Genomic DNA, 24,662 nt, shown 5'->3' with positions numbered 1-24,662 from the left:
TTTAATATAATTTAGAATATATATATATTATATATAAATTATTATTTATTTTTAAAAAAAATAAAGATAAATAATTATATACTTAATTATTTAAAATATTTATTTTAATATTTTAAAAATATTTTATTTATAAGGTTATTATATAAAAATGAAAATTTTTGATAAAAAATTTAATAAAAATAATATTTCAATTAAAACAATTTTATTCTTAATAAAAAAATATCAAACTCCATTTTGGCTATATTGTGCTGAAAATATAAAAAATAAAATTTTACAATTAAAACAATTTGATATAATAAGATTTGCACAAAAGTCTTGTTCTAATATAAATATTTTAAAAATTATGAGATATGAAGGAGTTAAAGTTGATGCTATTTCATTAGGAGAAATAGAAAGAGCTTTAATTGCTGGATATGATCCTAAAAAAATTAATGATATTGTATTTACATCTGATATTTTTGATAAACAAACGTTAAAACGTATTATTGAGTTAAACATTACTGTAAATATTGGTTCAATAGATATGATACATCAATTAGGTAATATTTCTAAAGGTCATAATATATGGTTAAGAATTAATCCTGGTTTTGGGCATGGTCATAATAAAAAAACAAACACAGGAGGAGAGACAAGTAAACATGGTATTTGGTATACAGATTTAAAAAAATCAATTTATTTTATAAAAAAATATAATTTAAATCTAATTGGAATACATATGCATATAGGTTCAGGAGTTGATTATTATCATTTACAGAAAGTATGTAATTCAATGTTAAATAATGTATTACAACCTTATATGCCTAAAATTAATATAATCTCAGCTGGAGGAGGCTTATCTATACCTTATAAAAAAAATGATATTAAAGTAAATACTAATCATTATTTTAAATTATGGAATAATACAAGAAATATTATTAATAAGTTTTTTAAAAGAAATATAAAATTAGAAATTGAACCAGGAAGATTTTTAGTAGCAGAATCAGGTATTTTAATTTGTCAAGTTTGTGCTATAAAAAATATAAAAAATAAAAGGTTTGTTATAGTAGACGCGGGTTTTAATGATTTAATTAGGCCTGTAATGTATGGTAGTTATCATTATATATCTGCAATTTCTTCTAAGGGTCAAGATATGTCTAATGATTTAAAAATTAATACTATTGTTGCAGGTCCTTTATGTGAATCAGGAGATATATTTACACAATTAGATAATGGTGAAATTTCTTATTTTAAGTTACCTATAGTTAATATTGGGGATTATTTAATTTTTCATGATACTGGAGCATATGGAGCTTCAATGTCTTCTAATTATAATAGTAGACCTTTAATACCTGAAATTTTAATTGAAAATAATATACCTAAAATTATTAGACGTCGTCAAAAAATACAAGAATTAATTAATTTAGAATTGTTTTAAAAAATTTTTTTAATAATTATTTTTTAATAAAGAATTTAAAAATTTTTTTTTAAAATATAAAGCTTTAGGAACAACAGATATAACTTTACCTAAATTATTGATAGTTTTGGTAAAAGATTTTTTACCTCCTTTGTTTTTGATTAATAAAATATAACCATTATAAGAATTTATACTTTTTATTTTTCCTAAAATTAATAATTTTACTAAATTAGACCAATCATAATTTAACTTTATTTTATCATCTATATTTGGTACCCAAAAAAATGGTTTACCTATCTTTCTCATATGGAGAGGTGTATTTATATTTTTAATGATAATAGGTATCCATAAAATTTTAGATACTTTATTATATAATTTACTTTTATAAAAAAGTAAAAGATCTTTATTAATTAAAGGTAAAGAACAAATAAAACTATTATTTATAGTTTTATTGTTTAAATCAATAGTTATTGTTTTAATTTCTATACCAAGATATGGTATGTCTTGATTAAATAAATTATTATTTTTTTTACCTATTAAATAAAATTCTATTAATTTACCTATTATTCCTTTATCTTTTTTAAAATTATTAGATATTTTATAATTTAACCATCTTGCAATATCTAGTATATAATACCCTGTTATTAATTTTGCTCTTAAAAACAAAATATTTTCATTAGGAATAAAGGTAGAAAAAATTTTTTTCATATATTTACATAAATTATATTTATAAATAAATATATTGTATAATATATTAATAAAATTAATTAATCTATAATAAAAATGTATAAAAAATATTTTTTATTTCCAAAAATAAATCCAATTTTTTTAAAAATAAATAAAATTAATATTTATTGGTATGGAATTATGTATTTTATTAGTTTTATTTTAGTAAAAAAAATTTCTTATATAAGAAATAAAAATAATAATTTTGGGAAAAAAGAAGAAATTAATAATTTATTATGTTTATGTTTTTTAGGTTTATTATTAGGAGGTAAATTAGGATGTATACTACTGTATAATATACATGTTTTTATAAAAAATCCAATTATTTTAATAAAAATTTGGACAGGAGGGATGTCATTTTTTGGAGGTTTAATAGGTACTATTATAGTTATATCTTTTATTTCTTACATAAAAAAGAAAAATTTTTTACAAATTACAGATTTTATAGTACCTATGGTTCCAATCGGGATTGGTATGGGAAGAATAGGAAATTTTATTAATAGTGAATTATGGGGAAAAGTAACAAATGTACCATGGGCTATTATATTTCCTAATTCAATTAAAAAAGATCTAATTTTTTTACAAAAAAATTTAAAATATAAAAAAATTTTTATACAATATGGTAATTTACCTAGACATCCAACACAAATTTATGAATGTTTATTAGAAGGTATAATTTTATTTTTAATTTTAAATATAATTTTTAAAAAAAATATATTTACAGGATATAAATCTATTTTATTCTTAATTTTTTATGGTATAATAAGGTTTATTGTTGAATATTTTAGAGAACCTGATATCCAATTTACTTTTTTTAAAAATAATATTATTTTAACTATTAATCAATTATTTTCAATAATTATGATAATTATTGGATTAATTTTATTTATAAAAAAAAAATCATTTAATCAAATATAAATTAATATGTTTACAAACTATTATTCAAATAATATTAATATTTTATTAAATATAATAAAAATACAAATTAAAAAAAATCCTTTAAAAAATCCTTTAAATCCAGAAATAATCTTATATGATAAACATAAAAATTTTTCTAAATTAATTAAAATTAATTTTTCAAAAATTTTAGGAATATATAGTAATATTAAATTTATTACTTTTGATAAATTTATTTGGAATACTTTTATAAAAATTGTACCTAATATATCTAAAAATAATATTTTATATAAGGAAAATATTGTTTGGTTAATATTATTATTAATTCCTACATTAATATCTACAAAAGAATTTATAAATTTTAAAAAAAAATTTGGATCTAAAATTAAAAATTTTAATTATTTATTTCAAATATCTACTCAAATTTCTAATTTATATAATGATTATCAAAAATATAAACCAGAATTATTATTTTTATGGGAAAAAAAAAAATTTTTTTTAACTATAAATAATGAACATCAAATATGGCAAGCTAAATTATGGAGAACATTATTAAAATATTATAAAAATACTTTAGATAAAAAATTATGGCATTATGGTAAATTATTTTATTTTTATGAAAAATATAAAAAAAATATATTATTTAAATATAATTTAATTCCAGAAAGAATTTTTATATTAGATATACAAAATATTCCTTTAATACATTTAAATTTATTAAAAAAAATAGAAAAATACATAGAAATACACATTTTAATATGTAATCCTTCTAAATATTATTGGGGTAATATTTCTAAATATACTTATATTAATAAGAAAAAAAATGTTAATTTTAATACATTATTATTTTCTTGGGGTAATTATTGTTTAAATAATATAAACAAATTAATAAATTTATCATCTAGATATATTGAAACTTTTATAGAAAATAAAAATCTAAGTTTATTAGATAATATAAAAAATGACATTTTATATTTAAATGAAAATAATTTAAAATATAAAAAAAAAATTAATTATTTAGATAAATCTATTCAGATAAATATCTGTGAAGATCTTTATACCGAAACAGAATTATTATATAATAATATACTATATACTCTAAAAAATAATCAAGATTATTTTTTACATGATATTATTGTTTTATCTCCTAATTTAAAATTATATATTCCTTATATTAATACAATATTTAAAAATATTAATATACCTATTAATATATATTCTAATCAGAATAAAATAGAAAATTTAGATATTTTAAATAAATTTTTATTTTTATTAAAAATATCTTATAAAGATTTAACTCCTAAAGAAATATTTTTTTTATTAGATGATGATTATATATCTAATAAATTTCTTTTAAATAAAGATGATTTAGAATATTTACATTATTGGATAAAAGATTTAGGAATTAAATATGGTCTAAATATTAAAAATTTTAATAATATTAATTTACCTAAAGATCAATATACATGGAAATTAGGTATTTATCGTATATTTTTGGGATTTGCTTTAAATCAAAATATAGGAAAATGGAAAAATTTAATTCCATATAATATATCTATTGGATTATCAAAGGAATTAATAGGTAAATTTCTTTATTTTTTAATTCAATTAGAAAAATGGAAAAATAAACTTAATAAAAAATATTTTTTAAAACAATGGAAAAATATTTTATTAAAACTTTATCAAAATTTTTTTCCTAAAAATAAGTTTATAGATAAAAATATCTATTTTATTTTAAATAAAATTTTTTTGTTCCTTGATCAAGGTATTGATATAAAATATAAAAAAAAAATTTCAATTAAAATAATTATAAAAAAAGTTAAATTTTTTATTAAAAAAAAAAATGAAAATTTCTTATTTTCTATAAATAAGATTAATTTTTGTCCTTTAAATATATTTCAAAATATATTTTTTAAACAAATTTTTGTAATTGGAATGAATAATGATTATTTTCCAAAAAAAAAATATCCTATTACATTTGATTTATTAAAAAATAATATTTATAAAAATAATTATTTAGATAAAGAAAAAAATTTATTTTTAAAAATAATTATTTCTACAGAAAATAAATTATTTATTAGTTTTACTGATAATAAACAAATTAATAATAATTTATCTAGTATAGTAAAAAAATTACTATCATATATTTCTAAAAATTATTTTTTTAAAAAAAAAATAATTAATAATAATATTATTAAATATTTTTATAGAAATTATAAATATAAAAATATTAATTTTTTTAATAAAAAAAAACTTGATGTTATAGTTAATAATAAAATTATTATAAATAAACCAATAAAAATTATTAAATTAAAAATTAATAATTTAATTAATTTTTGGAAACATCCAATTAAAGGATATTTTAATCAAGGATTGAGAATATATTTAGAAAATTTGGATAAAATAAAAGTATCTAATACAGAACCATTTACTATTAATTATTTACAAGAATATATTATAAATAAAAAAATATTACGTACACTAATTTTAAATGAAAACATTAATGATTTATACTATTTTTATTTAAATAATGGTATTTTACCTTATGGTTATTATGGAGAAATATGGTGGGAAGAAAAAATATATAAAATTAATCAAATGTTTAATAATCAATTTCAGAAGTATAAATATATAGAAAAGATTTATACAATTAATTTTAAAATTTTAAATATTATTTTAAAAGGAAAAATAAAATTTTTTAATTATGAAAAAGGTTTAATTAAATTTGAACCTAAAATAATAGATATTAAAACTATTATTAGTCTTTGGATTAAATATTTAATTTTATGTGCAAATAATATTGATAATAAAAAAATAAATTTATTTATTTATGGTTTAAAAAAAACAAAATATAATTTTAAATTTTTAACAAAAAATAAAGCTATTTTTTTATTAGAAAAATATATAAATGGTTATTTGTCTGGTATAAATCATCCTATCTTTTTACCTATGAAAAGTTCTTGGATTTGGATAAATACTTGTTATGATAAAAAAAAAAAATGTATTAATAATGATTTATTAATACAAAAACAAGCAAAAAAAAAATTTTTCTATTATTGGAATAATAATAACTTTATTAATGAAAAAAATGATCCATATTTTAAAAAATTAAATTTTAATTTAAATGAAAAAGAATGGATAAAAATTAAAAAATTAATTCAAAAATGGATGAATGATTTATTATATTATAATAATTAATTTAGATTTAATAAAATGATAAAAAAATTAATAAAATTAAAAGAATTTGATCCATTTAAAGAAAATTTAAAAGGTCAATATCTTATTGAAGCTTCTGCTGGTACTGGAAAAACATTTACTATTATTATCTTATATTTAAGAATGCTTTTAGGTTTACATCAAAAAAATTGTAATGTATTACCATTAACTGTAGAACAAATTTTAGTAGTAACTTTTACTGACCTTGCAACACAAAATTTACGTAAAAGAATAAAGAAAAGTATTAATATTTTAAGAAAAGGATGTTTAGAAAAAAAAAGTAAATATGATATTATAAATAATTTTATAAAAGAAATTAAAGATTATAAAGTAGCTAATAATTTATTGTTAAAAGCTGAATTAAATATTAATAATGCATCTATTTATACAATACATTCTTTTTGTCAAAAAATTTTAAATTTTAAAAATTATGAAATTTATGATTTTTTTTCTAATAAAAAAATTATTAGTGATGAATTAACTTTACAACAAGAAGCTTCTATTAATTTTTGGAGAAAATATTTTTATAAATTACCAAAAAAAATAGCAAGAATAGTTTTTTTTTATTGGAAATCTCCTTTTGATTTATTAAATACAATAAGCCCTTTTTTACTAAAAAAACCTTTTCCAAAAATTAAATATCTAATTAAAAATAAAAATTTTTATATACAATTTTATAAAAATTTAAAATATATTAAAATAATAAAAAAATATTGGATAAAATATAAAAATAATATATTTAACATTATTATTAATTCTAATGTTAATAAACATATTTATAATAAAAATTTAATAAATAAATGGATAAATATTATTAATTTATGGAGTATAACAAAAAGTAAAGATAATTTTTATCCTAAAGAATTATCTAAATTTTCTCAAAAATTATTAATTAATAACACAATTAATAATATTAAAATACCAAAATATATTTTATTTAAATATATAGATATTTTTTTAAAAAAATTTAATAATTTAAAATTTTTAATAATTTTAAAAGCTATTAAATATATAAATCAATATGTAATAAAAAAAAAAGAAAAAAATAATGAAATAAGTTTTAATGATTTATTAATTATTTTAAATAAAGGATTAAATAGCCCATATGGTATAAAAATTGCAAAAGATATAAAAAAATTATTTCCTATAATATTAGTAGATGAATTTCAAGATACAGATATACAACAATATAATATTTTAAAAAAAATTTATATTAATAAATCAAATAGTATAATTATACTAATTGGTGATCCAAAACAATCTATCTATTCTTTTAGAGGAGCTGATATTTTTACTTATTTAAAAGCTTCATTTGAAATAAAAAAACGTTATACATTAAAAAATAACTGGCGTTCTTCTAGTACTATGGTAAATAGTATAAATAAAATATTTTCTTATAGAACTTATCCTTTTTTATTTAAAAATATTATTTTTTATCCTATTAGATATACAAATAAAAAATTAAACTATAATCTTATCATTAATAAAAAAATTAAACCTGGGATTACTTTCTGGTTTATTAATAAAATTATTGATATTAATTCATATAAACAAAAAATAGCATATACATGTGCATATGAAATATGTCAATTAATAATTTTAGGAAATAAAAATCAAGCATTTTTACAAAAAAATAATAAAAATCAAAAAATTAAAATTTCAGATATCACAGTTTTAGTAAGAAATCGTTTTGAAGCATATATTTTACAAAAAGAATTTATTAAATTCAAATTACCTTCTATTTATTTATCTAATTCAGACAATATATTTGAAAAACAAGAAGCAAAAGAACTAATTTTATTGTTAAAAACTATTTTACAACCAAATAAACAAAAGATTATTAATCTTCTATCAAGTGCATTATTTAATGTTAATTTATCTTTTTTTATAGATAATAAAGAAAAAAATTATATAAGTACAATAATTAATAAATTTATTAATTATAAATTACTTTGGGAGAAATATGGTATTTTAACTATGTTAGAAACAATTTTTATAAAAGATGCTATTTTTTATAAAGAAAATTTTATTAATAATTTTATAGCAAAAAAAATAAAAAATATTTTATATTTAGGAGAATTAATTCAAACATCATGTATAAATATTATAAATTATAATCAAATTATAGATTGGTTATCAGAACAAATTATACATACTAATAAAAATTTATTAAATAAACAAATAAAATTATATTATAATATTAATAAAATAAAAATTATGACAATACATAAATCAAAAGGATTACAATTTCCTATTGTTTGGTTACCATTTATTTCTTCGAATATTATAGAATCTATAAATAAAGATGCTATCATTTATCATGATAGAAAAAATTTTAAATTAATTTTAGATTTTAAAAAAGATGAAGAAAGTAAAAAATTTTTTTTAGAAGAATCACTTGCTGAAAATTTAAGATTATTATATGTTTCATTAACAAGATCAATTTTCCATTGTAGTATTGGTATTGCTAATATTAAATTTTTTAACTTAAAAAAATTAAATTTATATTTAAAATATTTTAATTCTTTAGATTTTTTACTTAAAAAAAAAAATAATATTTCTAATATAGAATTAGAAAAAATTTTAAATAATTTAAAAAATAAAGATATTTCGATTAAAATTGTAAAAAAAAAAAAATTAATAAAAATAGATAATAAAATTTTAAAAAAAAAAAAAAAAAAATTATTATTTACACAGAAAATTAATAATTTTTTTTTTAAAAATAAAACAATATCTAATTTTTCTAAGATAAAAAAACAACAAAATATTAATTTTAATTATTTAAATATTAATCTAAAAAATATATTTTCAAATTTAAATAAAGAAAAATTAAAAAAAACACAATATAATTTTCCTCATGGTAAACAAATAGGAATTATATTACATAATATTTTAGAAAAACTAGATTTTACCCAAATTATTTCTAGAAAATTTATTAAAAAAGAACTAATAAAAAATAATATTAATTTTACTTGGCATATTATGCTAACTAATTGGTTTAATAATATTTTAAAGAAACCAATAGGTAATGAAAATATTATTCTAAATAAAATAGAAAATAAAAATAAAAAAACAGAATTTAAATTTTATTTATCTATTAAAAAATCATTTTCTTCCACTAAATATAATAACTTTATAAGTAAATATGATTTAATTTCTTGTCATTTATATAAATTAAAATTTAAAGTAATAGAAGGATTTTTATCAGGTATAATTGATTTAATTTTCTTATGGGGAAAAAAATATTATATTATAGATTATAAATCCACTTGGTTAGGTAATAATTATAAAAATTATAAAAAAAAATATATTCAAAATGATATATGTTTCAATCGTTATGATATACAATATCAAATTTATTCATTAGCTTTACATAAATATTTAAAATATCGTATTAATAATTATAATTATAAAAAACATTTTGGGGGGGTAATATATTTATATATTAGAGGAATTAATAATAAAAAAAATCAAAATGGTATTTGGATAACAAAACCATCTTTAAAATTAATTAATAAATTAAATCAACTGTTTGTTTAAATTTATTTTTAAAATATTAAAATAAAATATATGCAATATTTTTTAAAAAAATTATGTGAAATAGGTATTATTAGATTAATTGATCTTTATTTTGCATCTATATTCACAACAAAGAAACAAGAATTTTTAAAATATTCAATTACATTACTTAGTAATAATATTAGTAAAGGTAATATTTGTTTACCAATATCTAAATTATATTTAGATATAAATATTAAAAATCAAAAAAATAAATTTTTTATAAAAAAAATAAAAGAAATAAATAAAATTACAAATTGGAAAAATATATTATTTTTAGATAAAAAAATTATTAGTAATGGTAAAAAAATTACTCCTATTATTTTAGAAGATAATTGCCTTTATTTATATAAAATATGGGATGAAGAAAATACAATAGTAAAAAATTTTCTTAAAAATCAATGTATGTTAGTAGAACAAGATAAAATTAAAAATATATTAAAATTTTTATTTATTAATAATAATAAAGATGATTTTTTTCAGAAACAAGCTATTTGTGCTGCTTTAACACATAGAATTAGTATTATTAGTGGATCTCCAGGAACTGGCAAAACAAGTATAATATCTAAAATAATTTTTACATTTATAAAAATTTTTAACAATCCTTTAAAAATTAGGGTTGTTGCAACTACTGGTAAAGCTTCTGTAAGACTAACTCAATCTATAAACAACTTTTTTAAAAAAATATCTTTAAATTTAATAAATAAAAACGAAAAAAAAAATATTCCAAAAAAAGCAACTACTATACATAATTTATTAAAAATGAAAATCTATACTGAAGATACCTTATATAATTCTCAAAATAAATTAAATTTAGATCTATTAATAATAGATGAAGCATCTATGATTAATTTTAATTTAATGTCTATTATTTTAAAATCTTTATCTAAAAAAACTAAATTAATATTATTAGGAGATGAATATCAATTACCTTCAATAGAGTATGGTAATATGTTTAAAGATTTATGTTATTTTAAAAATTTTTTTTTTACAAGAAAATATTTTATATGGTTAAATAGTATAACTAATAATAAATTACAAGAAAATTATAATATTCCAAATTTTTTTTTCCGTAATTTTATTACTGTATTACAACATAATTATAGATATCCAAATAATTCTGGTATTAATAAATTAGCTATAATGATTAAAAAAGGTAATATAAAAAAAATTAAAAAATTATTTTTATTAAAAAAATATAATGATATTAATTATATTAATATTATGAATGAAAAAAATTATAAATTCATGATTAACTCATTTATTAATGAGTATAAAAAATATTTTATTTTTTTAAAAAAAAATCATAATCATAAAAATATTTTGCAAAAATTTAATTATTATCAAATTATATGTGCAGTTAAACATGGTTTATTTGGTACAAAAACAATTAATAATATTATAGAACAAGAATTATTTAATAAAAAAATATTAATAAATAATATTAAATATCATAATTGGTATATAGGAAGACCAATTATTATTAACCAAAATAATAATTTTTTAAATTTATTTAATGGAGATATTGGAATCACTTTTTTTGATGAAAATGATAAAAAATTAAAAATAAAATTTTTATTAGCTAATGATAAATATCAAGTGATATCTATCAAAAATTTACCTCCTTATGATATAGCTTATGCAATAACTACACATAAATCTCAAGGATCAGAATTTGAAAAAATATCATTAGTATTACCAAATAAATTTTATCCTATTTTAACTAGAGAATTAATTTATACTGCAATTACTAGAGCTAAAAAAAAAATAAATATTTATAGTCACAAATCAATTTTTTATAAAGCAATAAAATTAAAAATTAAAAGATTTTCTAATATTAAAAAAAAAATACTTCATTATATAGAAAAAATTATTTATAAATAATTTTATTTAAATGTTAAAGTAATCTTTCTTTAATTCTAGCTGCTTTACCTGTTAATTTACGTAAATAATATAATTTTGCTTTTCTTACATGACCTGTTTTTTTAATTATAATAGAATGAATTATTTTAGAATATAAAGGAAAAACACGTTCAACTCCAATACCATTGGATAATTTTCTAATTGTAAAAGAACAATTAAAACTATTTTTCTTAACTAAAGAAATAACAATACCTTCAAAATTTTGAAGTCTTTTTTTTAATCCTTCTACAACCCAAATTTTTATTTCTAATGTATCTCCAGATCTAAATATAGGAAATTTATTATAATTTTTTATTTGTTTTTTTTCTACATAAGAAATAATATTATTCATCTTTAACTCCATTAAATTATTTATTTTTTAAATAAGATTTTTTAAAATTTTGAAATAAAATTTTCTCTTTTTTTGTTAATTTCTTTTTTCTTAATAAATCAGGTCTTTTTAACCAAGTTATTCCTAAAGATTGTTGTAATTTCCATTCTTGTATTTTTTTATGATTTCCTGATAATAATATGGAAGGCACAATATTTTTTTTTAAATTTGTTAATTTTTTAGGATGAGTATAATTAGGAGCATCTAATAAACCATTATTAAAAAAAGAATCAGTATTAGCAGATGATATATTATTTAATACACCAGGTATTTGTCTTACTAATATATCTAATAATATCATAGCAGGTAATTCTCCCCCACTAAGAATATAATCACCAATAGATACTTCTTCATCTACAAAATTATTAATAACACGTTCATCTATACCTTTATATCTTCCACAAATAAATATCATTTTGTTATATGATACTAATTTTTTTATATAAGCAATATTAATTTTTTTACCTTGTGGAGATAAATAAATTATTTTAACATTATTTTTCATTTCTAATTTTGCTTTATAAATAGATTTTATTAATGGTTCTGCTTTTAATATAACTCCTCCACCACCTCCATAAATATTAGAATCTATTTTACTAAATTTATTTTTTATAAAATCTCTAGGATTCCAAAAATTAATATTTAGTAATTTTTTTTTTATACTTTTATGAATTAATCCATATTTTATAATTTTTTTGAACATTTCTGGAAATAAACTAATAATACTAATCCACATAATTATTATTTTTTATTTTTTTATTTTAAGAAATTAAAAATCCCAATTTACTTTAATAATTTTATTTATTAAATCTATATTTTTAATTATATTAGGTTCAATAAAAGGAATTAATATTTTTTTTTTCATATATAAGTTATTAGGTTGAATAATAAGTATATCATATAATTTTATTGTTATAATATTTATAACTTTACCTATATTAATATTATTATTATTTAATATATAACATCCAATTATCTCATCCCAATAATATTCTTTTTCTTTTTTATATTTTATTAATTCATTTTTAAAAATATAAATTTCATGATTGATAAATTTAATAGTATCTTCATTTTTATTAACATTATTAATTTTAACAATAAAATATTTTTTTTTATCTTTATATTTATTAAATTTTATAAAAAAAATATCTTTTATATTATTAATAATAAATAATTTTTTATATAAAAAAATACTTTTTTTTTTTTCAGTGTAAGAAAATAATCTAATTAATCCTTTAATACCATAAATTTTACCAAATTTACCTAAAATTATTTTTTTATTTAAAATATTCATGAATAAATTTATTTTATTAAACTATATACTCTTTTTGAGAGAATAGCGCCCTTAGATAACCAAAAATTAATTCTATCTTTATTAAATTTTATTATTTTTTTTTTACAATTTTTTTTAGAATTAAAAGGATTAAAATAACCTAATTTTTCTATAAAACGTCCATCTCTAGAATTTCTACTATCAGTAACAATTATTTGATAAAAAGGTTTTTTTTTTATACCTTTTCTAGATAATCTAATTTTAATCATATTTACTCCTATTTTCTAAAATTAAAAAAGTTTTTTACATATTTTATTATTTTATTAATATTATTATTTTTTTTCATTTTTTTATTAATTAATTTCATTTGATTATATTGTTTTAGTATAACATTTATTTTTAAAATAGAAACTCCTGATCCTAATGATATTCTTTTTTTCCGAGAATAATTAAGTATGTTAATATTTTGTTTTTCTGATTTAGTCATAGATGTCATTATTGCTTTAATATTTTTTATAGTTGAATCGTCTATATTCATAATATTTATTATAGAATTTGTAGGATATTGAATATTATTCATTTTCATTTTGTTTAATAAAAAAGAAATATTTTTATTACCTATTAATTTTATTTGTTCTAATTGTTCTAAAAAATCTTTAAAATCTAATGTTTTTTTACTTTTTAATTTATTAATTATTTTTTGATTTTCTTTGAAATTAATTTTTTTTTTGATGTTTTCAATAACAGCTAATTCAGAAGACATACCTAATATTTTAGAAGCAATTATATCAGGAGAAAATATTGTAATATTATTTATTTTTTCTCCATTACCAACAAATTTAATAGGTTTTTTTATAACATATTTTGTAGATAAAAAAGCTCCCCCTCTAGTATCACTATCAGCTTTAGTTAAAAAAATTCCTGTTATTGGTAATAATTCATTAAATTTTTTAGCACTATTAATTGAATCTTGTCCTGTCATTGCATCAATAACAAATAAAATTTCTATAGGACATAATAAATTAGAGATATTTTTTATTTCTTTCATCATTTTCTTATCAATATGTAATCTACCAGCTGTATCTATAATTAATATGTCATAAAAGTTTATTCTAGCATAATTTAGTACTTTTTCGGATATTTCTATTGGTGAAAGATTTAAATTTATATCAAAAAAATCAATTTTTACACTTTTTGCTAAAATTTTTAATTGCTGTATAGCTGCTGGTCTATATATATCTGTTGATGCTACTAAAACTTTTTTTTTATATTTTTTTTTTAAAAAATATGCTAATTTTACAACACTAGTTGTTTTACCTACACCTTGTAATCCTATAAATAATATTATAGCTGGAGGTTGAATTGCAAGATTAATATTCTTATCAGAAGAATCCATAATTTTTATTAAATTCTTATGTATTAATTTTATAAATTCTTGTCCTGGGGTAAAATTATTATTAATTTTTTTACCAATAGCATCTTTTTTAATTTTATTAATAAAATTTTTAGTTACTTCTAATGCAACATCAGCTTCTAATAAATTAATATAGATTTCATCTAAAGTATCTTGAATATTTTTTTCTGTTAAACGTCCATAATTTCTAATTCTTGATAATATTTTAGATAATTTATTACTTAAATTTTCAAACATTTACATTCCTCACATAAATTTTATTTATTTTACAAAAAATATTGTTTTATTTTAAAAAATTAATTATTAATTTCCTAAGACTAAAAAACATAAATTTATTTTATAAATAAAATAAATTTTAATAAAATAAAATGATAAAAAATAAAGAATTAGAAATTATTATTAATAATAAGTTAAATACTAATTTTAGTATACAAGATTATATACCGAATGGATTACAAATAGAAGGTAAAAAATATATAAAAAATATTATAATGGGAGTTAGTGCTTGCCAAAAATTATTAGATATTGCTGTAAAATTAAAGACAGATGCTATTATAGTTCATCATGGATATTTTTGGAATAATGAATCTTCAGTTATTAGAGGATTGAAAAAAAAAAGAATATATACAATATTAAAAAATAATATTAATTTATATAGTTGGCATCTTCCTTTAGATATTAATCAACAAATAGGAAATAATATTTATTTAGCTAAAATTTTAAATATAAATTTTAAAGGTATAATTAATCCTTTTGTTTTTTATGGATATTTAAAAAATAAAATTAGTATAAAAAAATTTCTTTTTATTATAAAAAATAAATTAAATAGAACACCGTTACATTTCGGAGAAAATGCTCCAAAAAAAATTTATAAAATTGCTTGGTGTAGTGGAGCAGGACAAAAATTTTTAGAAAAAGTTATAAAATATAATATAGATGTTTTTATTACAGGAGAAGTATCAGAAATGAATTTTCATATTGCAAATGAAAATAAAATTCATTTTATTAGTGCTGGACATCATGCAACTGAAAAAGGTGGAGTTATTATGCTAGGTAATTGGTTAAAAAAAAAATTTAAATTAAATACTAATTTTATTAATATAAATAATCCAGTATAAAAATAATATTTTTTTACTTTTAATTAAATTTTTAATTTTAAATTAAAAATTAAAACTAAATAATTAAAATTAATAATTTTATAAAAAAGGAATTATTTTGAATAAAAAATTAAATTTAATATCACTTACATCATTAGTTCTTAGTTCTATGTTAGGAGCTGGAGTATTTAGTTTACCACAAAATATGGCTATAATTGCTGGTCCTTTAGCTTTAATAATAGGATGGATTATCACTGGGATTGGAATTATTTTTTTAGCTACAACATTATTATTATTAAATAAAATAAAACCTGATCTTCAAGGAGGAATTTTTTCATATGCAAAAAATGGATTTGGTAATTTAATTGGATTTTTTTCTGCATGGGGATATTGGTTATGTGCTATTATTGCAAATGTTTCTTATTTAGTTATCGTATTTTCTGCTATTAGTTTTTTTATTGATACTCCAAAAAATATTATTTTTAGTAATGGTAATACATGGCAATCTATATTAGGAGCATCAATTTTATTATGGTTAGTTCATTTTTTATTACTTAATGGAGCACAAACTGCATCTATCATTAATAAAATAACTACATTATGTAAATTAATACCTTTAAGTATTTTTATTCTTTTATCTTTTATCGCTTTTAATTTTAAAAAATTTCAAATAGATTTAATGGGATATTATTTAAATATTTCTCTGTTAAAACAAATTAAAAATACAATGTTAATTACTTTATGGGTATTTATTGGAGTAGAAGGAGCTGTGATTTTATCATCTAGAGCAAAAAATAAAAATGATGTTGGTAAAGCTACTTTATTAGCAGTGATTATTGCATTATTTATATATTCATTAGTAACTTTATTATCTTTTGGAATTATGAATAGAATAGATTTAGCAAGTATGAAAAATCCTTCAATGGCAGGGCTAATGACAATTTTAATTGGTAAATTTGGTAATTTATTTACTGCAATAGGATTAATTATATCAGTATGCGGAGCTTATTTAAGCTGGACTATTATGGCAGCAGAAGTTCCATGTATTGCTTCTAAAAATAATATATTTCCTAAGATATTATCTAAACAAAATTGTAATAATGCACCATCATATGCTTTATGGTTTACTAATATTAGTATGCAATTATGTTTAATATTAATCTGGATCTCTAAAGTAAATTATAATAAGTTATTAACTATTGCATCTGAAATGATATTAGTACCATATTTTTTAGTAGGTGCATATTTATTAAAAATATCTTTTAGAAAAAAAAATAAATTTAATTTTTTTATAAGTTTAGGTTCTTGTATCTATTCTATATGGTTATTATATGCAGCAGGATTTACAAATTTATTATTATCATTAGTATTATACATTCCTGGATTAATATTTTTAATATTAACTAAAATTAATAATCCAAATATTTTATTTTTAAATAAAATAGAAAAATTTTTTTGTTTTATTTTATTATTAATATCTTTTTATTCTTTATATTTTTTAATTAAATAATAATAATTAATTAATTAATTTAAAATATAATATGACTGTTATATGTTAAAATAACAGTCATAAAATAATAATAAAATTATAATTTAAAATTTTTAAATTTTTTAATATCTACTGTAGAATCAATTTGGCCAATTAAATAAGAACTTACTTCTACTTCTTGAGGTGCCATTTGGACATTATCTGATATTAACCAAGAATTAATCCATGGAATAGGATTTTTTTTTATAGAAAATGGGCTTTTTAAACCAACTTTTTCCATTCTAATATTAGTAATATATTTAATATATTTACATAAAATATTTTTATTTAACCCAATCATTGATCCATTAGAAAAAAGATATTCTGCCCATTTTTGTTCTTGTATAGAAGCATCAATAAATAATTGATAACATTGTTTTTGACATTCAATTGCAATTTTTGCCATATCTTTATCTTCTTCTCCTTTTTGCATCATATTTATGATATATTGAGTACCTATTAAATGTAAATATTCATCACGGGCTATAAACCTAATAATTTTAGCATTACCTTCCATTAATTCTCTTTCAGCAAAAGCAAATGAACATGCAAAACTTACATAAAATCTAATAGCTTCTAAAATATTAACACTCATTAAACATAAATATAATTTTTTTTTTAAATCGTATAAATTAATATTAATTTTTTTTTTATTAAATAAAAAATTACCTTCACCAAATAAATGCCAATAATTAGTTGTTTTAATTAATTCATCATAATATTTGATAATATCATTTGTACGAAGAATAATATTATTATTAGTAACAATATCATCAAAAACTATTGATGGATCATTTACAATATTTCTAATTATATGTGTATATGATCTAGAATGTATTGTTTCAAAAAAAGACCATGTTTCTATCCATGTTTCTAATTCTGGAATAGAAACAAGAGGTAGTAATGCTATATTAGGACTTCTTCCCTGAATTGAATCTAATAAAGTTTGATATTTTAGATTACTAATAAATATATGTTTTTCATTTTTTGGTAAATTTTGATAATGAATTTGATCATATGATATATCTATTTCTTCAGGTCTCCAAAAAAAACTTAATTGTTTTTCAATTAAATTTTCAAAAATATAATGTTTTTGTTGATCATAACGTGCAATATTTACAGATTGTCCAAAAAACATAGGTTCTTTTAATTGATTGTTTTTTTTTTTTGAAAAAGTAGTATAACTCATTTAATTATCCAAATAATAATAAAAATTATTAAAAATTAAATTATACAAGATCCATTTAAACATCCATTATTATTTTGTAAGATATTTTCATTTTGATTATCTTTAGCACCATCTCTAGTATTTTGATAATATAAAGTTTTAATACCTAATTTATATGAAATTAATAAATCTTTTAATAATTGTTGCATTGGTATTTTATTTTTATTAAAACGACTAGGATCGTAATTTATATTTGAAGAAATAGATTGATCAATAAATTTCTGCATAATTCCTATTAAATTTAAATATCCATCATTATTAGGTATATTCCATAATAATTCATATTTTTTTTTTAATTTTAAAAATTCAGGTACTACTTGTTTTAAAATACCATTTTTAGATGTTTTAATACTAATAAATCCTCTAGGTGGTTCAATACCATTAGTAGCATTAGATATTTGAGAAGAAGTTTCAGATGGCATTAAAGCTGATAAAGTAGAATTACGTAATCCATATTTTTTTATATTCTTTCTTAATTTTTCCCAATTATAATGTAATTTTTCTGTATGAAGATTATCAATAAATTTTTTATAAGTATCGATAGGTAATATCCCTTTTGAATAATTTGTATCCTTAAATAAAGGACAAGCTCCTTTAATCTTAGCTAAATTATTAGATGCTTTTAATAAATAATATTGTATAGCTTCAAAAGTTTTATGTGTTAAATTATTTGCACTATTATCAGAATAACGTACATTATTTTTTGCTAAATAATATGCAAAATTAATTACTCCTATACCTAATGGTCTACGACCTAAGGCAGAATTTTTTGCAGCAGGAATTAAATATTTTTGATAATCTAATAAACAATTTAATGCTCTTACTATTAAATCTGATAAATTTTTTATTTCTTTTAAATTTTTAATTTGTCCTAAATTTATAGCAGCTAATGTACATAATCCTATTTCACCATTAGGATCATCAATTTTATGTAAAATTTTTGTTGGAAGAGTAATTTCTAAACAAAGATTTGATTGTTTTATTGGAGCTATTTTAGGATTAAATGCAGAATGAGTGTTACAATGATCAACATTTTGAATATATATTCTTCCAGTTGAAGTTCGTTCTCGCATCATTAAAGAAAATAAATTTACAGCACTAATTGTTTTTTTTCTAATTTTAATATCTTTTTCATATTTTTCATAAAGATTATTAAATTTTTTTTGATTTGAAAAAAAATATTCATATAAATCAGGAACATCTGAAGGACTAAATAAAGTAATTATTTCTCCATTAATTAAACGTTGATATAATAATTTATTAATTTGTACTCCATAATCAAGATGTCTTACTCTGTTAGTTTCAATTCCTCTATTATTTTTTAAAACTAATAAGTTAGTAATTTCTAAATGCCATAAAGGATAAAATAATGTTCCTGCACCTCCTCGAACTCCTCCTTGTGAACAAGATTTAATTGCTGTTTGAAAGTGTTTATAAAATGGAATACATCCAGTATGTAATGCCTCACCATTTCTAATTGGACTACCTACAGCACGAATTCTCCCTGCATTAATACCAATACCTGCTTTTTGAGAAACATATTTTACTATACTACTAGTAGTTGCATTAATTGAATCAATATTATCCCCACATTCTATTAAAATACATGAGCTAAATTGTTTTGTACATGTACGTACACCAGACATAATTGGAGTTGGTAAAGAAATTTTAAATGTGGAAATAGCATCATAAAAAATTTTTATATAATTTATTCTTTTATTAGATGGGTATTTAGCAAACAAACAAGCTGCAATTAATATATATAAAAATTGTGCACTTTCATAAATTTTTCCTGTAATTCTATTTTTAACTAAATATTTTCCTTCTAATTGTTTTACTGCAGCATATGAAAAATTCATATCACGATTATGATCAATAAATTTTTCCATTAAATAAAAATCTTTTTTAGTATATTCTTTTAAAAGAAATTTATCGTATTTTTTTAAATGAACCATTTTTTTAATATGAATATATAGTTTTGGAGGAATAAATTTTCCATAAGCTTCTTTTCGTAAATATGAAATAGCTAATCTAGCTGCCATATATTGATAATCAGGATTTGTTTCTGAAATAAGATCTGCTGTAATTTTAATTATAATATTATGAATATTTATTGTATTAATTTCATTATATAATTGTAAATATAATTGTTTTTTTATTTGTGATAAGGATATTTTTTTTAAATTTTTTGCTGTACGAGATAATAATAAATTTATTTTATTTATATTTATTAATTCTTTATAACCATTTCTTTTTATAACAAATAAATTTTGTTTCATATATAAAACCTTTTTAAAATAAAAATATTAATAATATTTATTAATAAATTTAAAAATATAATAAAATAATAATTAAAAATTATTTTTTAAAAAAATAAAAAATTTTTTGTATTAAAAATATTTTATTGAAAATTAATAGATTTTACTAAATTTTTTAGATTATTTATCTAAATATCTTTTTTAATACTTTTATATTAAAGTAATAGAAATTTTAATAATATTACTATTTTAATTTATTAAAAAAATAGATATTTTTCATATTAGATTTAATTTTTTTTAAAAATTATTTATATATTAAAATAATATATAATTCAAATGTACTAATTAAGTTAGTAATTAATAATTTAATTTTTTGATTACATAATTTTTTTATAAAAAAAATTTTGTTTTATAAAATTATATATTTTTAAAATAAAATATTTTTTTAAATTTTTTTAAAAAAATTAAATTTTTTAATATAATTTTGTTAATTATTTTTTATATGTTATTTATTAATACATTATTAATCATAATAAATTAAAAATAATAAAATATTATTATATATAATTTAATATAATTAAACTTTTTATCTTTAGTATTTGTTATAAATAATTATTTTTTTTCTATTTATATAATTACTAATATTATTTTTTTTATTTATTTTATTAACTTTATTTATATAACTAAAAGGTTCAATTTAGTATTTTTTATCTAAAATTGTATTTTCTATTATAGAATAAGCAAGTATTTGACAATCATTAGTAATAATACTATTTTTTATTATATAACCTTTCCTTATTATTACTCTATCTCCTAATTTTACATAATCATCAATTATTAATACATCTTCTTTTATTATAACATCTAATACATATTTTAAATAACCTCTTAAATTAAATCTATTTGGACTTAAAATTTTAAGTCCATTAATAAGTAATTTTTTAATTTGTTTTTTTTTGATATAATTATTCTAATTGTGATAATTATAAATGATTATTAACACCCTTAATTTTTATTAAATCTTTAGAATTTACACATTTAATATTTTTTTTATCTTTATAAACTAAATTTATGATATCTGTAATATAAAACTCTAATTTTAGATTATTATTATTAATTTTATTAATCCATTTTTTTAAATAAATATTATTGATAATTAATATACCAGTATTAATTTCTTTAATCTTCAATTTTTTTGATTTGTTTCTATATGTTCAATAATATCAATTATATCATCTTTTTTATTACGTAAAATTCTACCATATCCTTTAGGATTATTTATTTTTACTGAAAATAAAGAAATACCTTGTTTAAATTTTTCATTATAATAATTTCATTATTATTTTTTTTAAAATAAAAGGAATATTTCCATATAATATTAAAATATTTTTATTTTTATTAAAATTTAATAAAAATTGTTTTACAGTATCCCCAGTACCTAATTATATCTGGTTGATATATCATATCCATTTAATATATGTTTAATATTTTAAAAATTTTTTAAGTTTTTCTTTACCAAAAACATATATTATAATATATATTATTAATTAAATTATTAATATTTTTTAATGTTTCAATAATAATATATTGAATTAAAAGTTTTCCAGTTAAAGTATGTAATACTTTAGATATATTAGAATATATACGGGTATCTTTACCAGCAGCAAAAATAATAACATCTAGAGATTTAATTTTTTTTTTAACATAAATCATATATTTCCTATAATTAAATTTTAAATATTTAATAATAAATTTTATTTAAATTATTTGATTTAATAAAATATTTTTAATTAATTATTTAAATTAATTAAAAATTAAATAAAAAATATATTAAATTAATATATATTAACTATTTTTAATTTTTAATAAATAAATTAATAGTATTGAAATATCTGCAGGTGTTATACCAGGTATTCTAGAAGCTTGTCCAAGATTAAAAGGTTTATATAAGTTAAATTTATCTATTGCTTCATGAGATAAACTTTTTATATTACAATATTTAATATTTATTGGTATTAATATTTTTTCATTTTTTTTAAATTTTTTTATAAATTTTTCTTGTCTTTTTATATATCCTTCATATTTTAATTCTGTTTCAATATATTTAATAATTTCTAAATTTTTTATTTTAAAATTAAAAATATTTAATTTTATTAAATCTAAATAATTAATTTCAGAACGTTTTAATAAATTTATACCATTTATATGGTCCTTAATAGGATTTTTTAATAAAGAATTTATTTTTTTATTATTTTCTTTATCATTAGAATTAATATAAAAATTTTTAATTTTTTGATATTCTTTTTCTATATTTTCTAATTTTTCATTAAATTTTTGCCAACGTAAATTATCAACTAAACCTAATTTATATCCTATTTTTGTTAATCTTATATCTGCATTATTTTCTCGTAAAAGTAATCTATATTCTGCTCTAGAAGTAAACATTCGATATGGTTCTTTTGTACCTAAAGTACATAAATCATCTATTAATACTCCAATATATGCTTGATTTCTTAATGGATACCAATTTTTTTTTTTATCAATTAAAAGAGAAGCATTTAATCCAGCTATTAATCCTTGTGCAGCAGCTTCTTCATAACCAGTAGTACCATTAATTTGTCCTGCAAAAAATAATCCTTTTATAAATTTACTTTCCATAGTTGGTTTTAATCCTTTAGGATCATAGAAATCATATTCTACAGCATATCCTGGTCTTGTAATATATGCATTTTCTAATCCTTTAATAGATTTTATAATAGAAGATTGCATATTAAAAGGAAGACTAGTAGAAATACCATTAGGATAAATTTCATAACTAAATATACCTTCTGGTTCTAGAAATATTTGATGTTTATCTTTATTAGGAAATTTAATAATTTTATCTTCTATAGAGGGACAATATCTAGGACCTTTACTTTTAATCAATCCACTATATACTGGGCTTTTAATAATATTATCTATTATTATTTGATGTGTATTTTTATTAGTATATGTAATATAACAAGGTAATTGTTTAGGATGTTGTTTAGCATTACCAATAAAAGAAAAATAAGGTAAAGGATTATCACTATTTTGTATTTCTAATTTTGAAAAATTAATACTTCTTTTATCAAGACGGGGGGGGGTGCCTGTTTTTAATCTTCCCTTTTTTAAGGGTAATTCATTTAAAAAATTTGCTAATTCTGTAGATGTAGAATCATTAATTCGCCCACCATTAAATTTATTATTTAATCCAATAAAAATTTTACCATTTAAAAAAGTACCAGTAGTTAAAATTACAATTTTTGTATTTATAATATCATTATTATTAGTAATAATTCCTATTATTTTATAATTCTTAATTATAATTTTTTTTACTTCTTGTTGAAAAATAAATAAATTTTTTTCTTTATTTAAAAGTAATTTAATTTGAGATTTGTATAACTCTCTATCTGCTTGTGCTCTTGTTGATTGAACAGCAGGACCCTTACTACTATTAAGTATTTTAAAATTAATTCCAGAATAATCAATTGCAGTAGCCATGATACCATTTAATGCATCAATTTCTTTTACTAGATGACTTTTACCAATACCTCCTATTGCCGGATTACAAGACATTTGCCCTATTGTATCTAGATTATTTGTAATTAAAAGAGTTTTTTTTTGCATTTTTGCACTAGCAATAGCAGCTTCAGTTCCAGCATGTCCTCCACCTATAACTATTACATCAAATTTATTAAAATTACACATAAAATATTTACCTTATTTAAGTATAAAATATTAAATAATTCTATTTTAATAT

General features: G+C 17.2%; 18 protein-coding genes. 7 read left to right on the top strand and 11 right to left on the bottom strand.

Annotated features, from left to right (window positions below; all coding sequences use genetic code 11):
• Positions 1-148 precede the first annotated feature (148 nt).
• On the top strand, positions 149-1,414 hold the full coding sequence (lysA, locus tag GJU05_RS02085; RefSeq protein ID WP_208753877.1) for a diaminopimelate decarboxylase: 1,266 nt from the start codon (positions 149-151) through the stop codon (positions 1,412-1,414).
• Positions 1,415-1,423: 9 nt separating this feature from the next.
• Here the strand turns inward: lysA and GJU05_RS02080 are convergent, their stop codons facing one another.
• Entirely contained in the window at positions 1,424-2,101 is a 678-nt protein-coding gene (locus GJU05_RS02080; RefSeq protein ID WP_208753876.1) for a MutH/Sau3AI family endonuclease, read from the bottom strand.
• Between the two features lie 75 nt (positions 2,102-2,176).
• Between GJU05_RS02080 and lgt the strand changes: the two genes are divergently transcribed.
• The 4 genes from lgt to recD are packed head-to-tail and all read left to right on the top strand — an operon-like array spanning position 2,177 to position 11,674.
• On the top strand, positions 2,177-3,037 hold the full coding sequence (gene lgt / locus GJU05_RS02075) for a prolipoprotein diacylglyceryl transferase (RefSeq protein ID WP_208753875.1): 861 nt from the start codon (positions 2,177-2,179) through the stop codon (positions 3,035-3,037).
• 6 nt (positions 3,038-3,043) lie between these two features.
• Positions 3,044-6,214, top strand: a complete 3,171-nt coding sequence (locus GJU05_RS02070) for an exodeoxyribonuclease V subunit gamma (protein WP_208753874.1) — start codon at positions 3,044-3,046, stop codon at positions 6,212-6,214.
• Between the two features lie 15 nt (positions 6,215-6,229).
• Positions 6,230-9,772, top strand: coding sequence for an exodeoxyribonuclease V subunit beta (recB, locus tag GJU05_RS02065; protein ID WP_208753873.1), 3,543 nt, complete (start codon positions 6,230-6,232; stop codon positions 9,770-9,772).
• 30 nt (positions 9,773-9,802) lie between these two features.
• On the top strand, positions 9,803-11,674 hold the full coding sequence (gene recD, locus GJU05_RS02060) for an exodeoxyribonuclease V subunit alpha (RefSeq protein WP_208753872.1): 1,872 nt from the start codon (positions 9,803-9,805) through the stop codon (positions 11,672-11,674).
• A 13-nt stretch (positions 11,675-11,687) separates the two neighbouring features.
• Here recD and rplS read toward each other — a convergent pair whose 3' ends face one another.
• The 5 genes from rplS to GJU05_RS02035 are packed head-to-tail and all read right to left on the bottom strand — an operon-like array spanning position 11,688 to position 15,007.
• Positions 11,688-12,044: a 50S ribosomal protein L19 gene (gene rplS, locus GJU05_RS02055; RefSeq protein WP_208753871.1), complete on the bottom strand. Its 357-nt coding sequence runs from the start codon at positions 12,042-12,044 to the stop codon at positions 11,688-11,690.
• A gap of 16 nt (positions 12,045-12,060) precedes the next feature.
• Positions 12,061-12,819, bottom strand: a complete 759-nt coding sequence (gene trmD, locus GJU05_RS02050) for a tRNA (guanosine(37)-N1)-methyltransferase TrmD (RefSeq protein WP_208753870.1) — start codon at positions 12,817-12,819, stop codon at positions 12,061-12,063.
• Between the two features lie 33 nt (positions 12,820-12,852).
• Positions 12,853-13,377, bottom strand: coding sequence for a ribosome maturation factor RimM (gene rimM, locus GJU05_RS02045; RefSeq protein WP_208753869.1), 525 nt, complete (start codon positions 13,375-13,377; stop codon positions 12,853-12,855).
• An 8-nt stretch (positions 13,378-13,385) separates the two neighbouring features.
• Complete coding sequence (rpsP, locus tag GJU05_RS02040) at positions 13,386-13,625, bottom strand: 30S ribosomal protein S16 (protein ID WP_208753868.1); 240 nt, start codon at positions 13,623-13,625, stop codon at positions 13,386-13,388.
• A gap of 8 nt (positions 13,626-13,633) precedes the next feature.
• Positions 13,634-15,007, bottom strand: a complete 1,374-nt coding sequence (locus GJU05_RS02035; RefSeq protein ID WP_208753867.1) for a signal recognition particle protein — start codon at positions 15,005-15,007, stop codon at positions 13,634-13,636.
• A gap of 131 nt (positions 15,008-15,138) precedes the next feature.
• Here GJU05_RS02035 and GJU05_RS02030 point away from each other — a divergent pair, with 131 nt between their 5' ends.
• Both GJU05_RS02030 and GJU05_RS02025 read left to right on the top strand, forming a co-directional pair.
• Positions 15,139-15,888 (top strand): Nif3-like dinuclear metal center hexameric protein, encoded by a 750-nt coding sequence (locus GJU05_RS02030; RefSeq protein ID WP_343034282.1) that lies wholly within the window; start codon positions 15,139-15,141, stop codon positions 15,886-15,888.
• A gap of 97 nt (positions 15,889-15,985) precedes the next feature.
• Positions 15,986-17,377, top strand: a complete 1,392-nt coding sequence (locus GJU05_RS02025; protein WP_208753866.1) for a basic amino acid/polyamine antiporter — start codon at positions 15,986-15,988, stop codon at positions 17,375-17,377.
• A 76-nt stretch (positions 17,378-17,453) separates the two neighbouring features.
• Here GJU05_RS02025 and nrdB read toward each other — a convergent pair whose 3' ends face one another.
• The 5 genes from nrdB to mnmG form a co-directional block, all read right to left on the bottom strand.
• Positions 17,454-18,584 (bottom strand): class Ia ribonucleoside-diphosphate reductase subunit beta, encoded by a 1,131-nt coding sequence (gene nrdB / locus GJU05_RS02020; RefSeq protein WP_208753865.1) that lies wholly within the window; start codon positions 18,582-18,584, stop codon positions 17,454-17,456.
• Between the two features lie 35 nt (positions 18,585-18,619).
• Positions 18,620-20,902 (bottom strand): class 1a ribonucleoside-diphosphate reductase subunit alpha, encoded by a 2,283-nt coding sequence (nrdA, locus tag GJU05_RS02015; RefSeq protein ID WP_208753864.1) that lies wholly within the window; start codon positions 20,900-20,902, stop codon positions 18,620-18,622.
• A 962-nt stretch (positions 20,903-21,864) separates the two neighbouring features.
• Positions 21,865-22,071, bottom strand: coding sequence for a hypothetical protein (locus GJU05_RS02010; RefSeq protein ID WP_208753863.1), 207 nt, complete (start codon positions 22,069-22,071; stop codon positions 21,865-21,867).
• A gap of 322 nt (positions 22,072-22,393) precedes the next feature.
• Positions 22,394-22,594, bottom strand: a complete 201-nt coding sequence (locus GJU05_RS02005) for a hypothetical protein (RefSeq protein ID WP_208753862.1) — start codon at positions 22,592-22,594, stop codon at positions 22,394-22,396.
• Between the two features lie 132 nt (positions 22,595-22,726).
• Positions 22,727-24,610: a tRNA uridine-5-carboxymethylaminomethyl(34) synthesis enzyme MnmG gene (gene mnmG / locus GJU05_RS02000; RefSeq protein WP_208753861.1), complete on the bottom strand. Its 1,884-nt coding sequence runs from the start codon at positions 24,608-24,610 to the stop codon at positions 22,727-22,729.
• Between the last annotated feature and the right edge of the window lie 52 nt (positions 24,611-24,662).

Source organism: Enterobacteriaceae endosymbiont of Donacia fulgens, assembly GCF_012567545.1.
GTDB lineage: Bacteria > Pseudomonadota > Gammaproteobacteria > Enterobacterales > Enterobacteriaceae.
The sequence above is the reverse complement of the archived record's forward strand: the minus strand, read 5'-3'. Positions and strand labels throughout refer to the sequence as shown.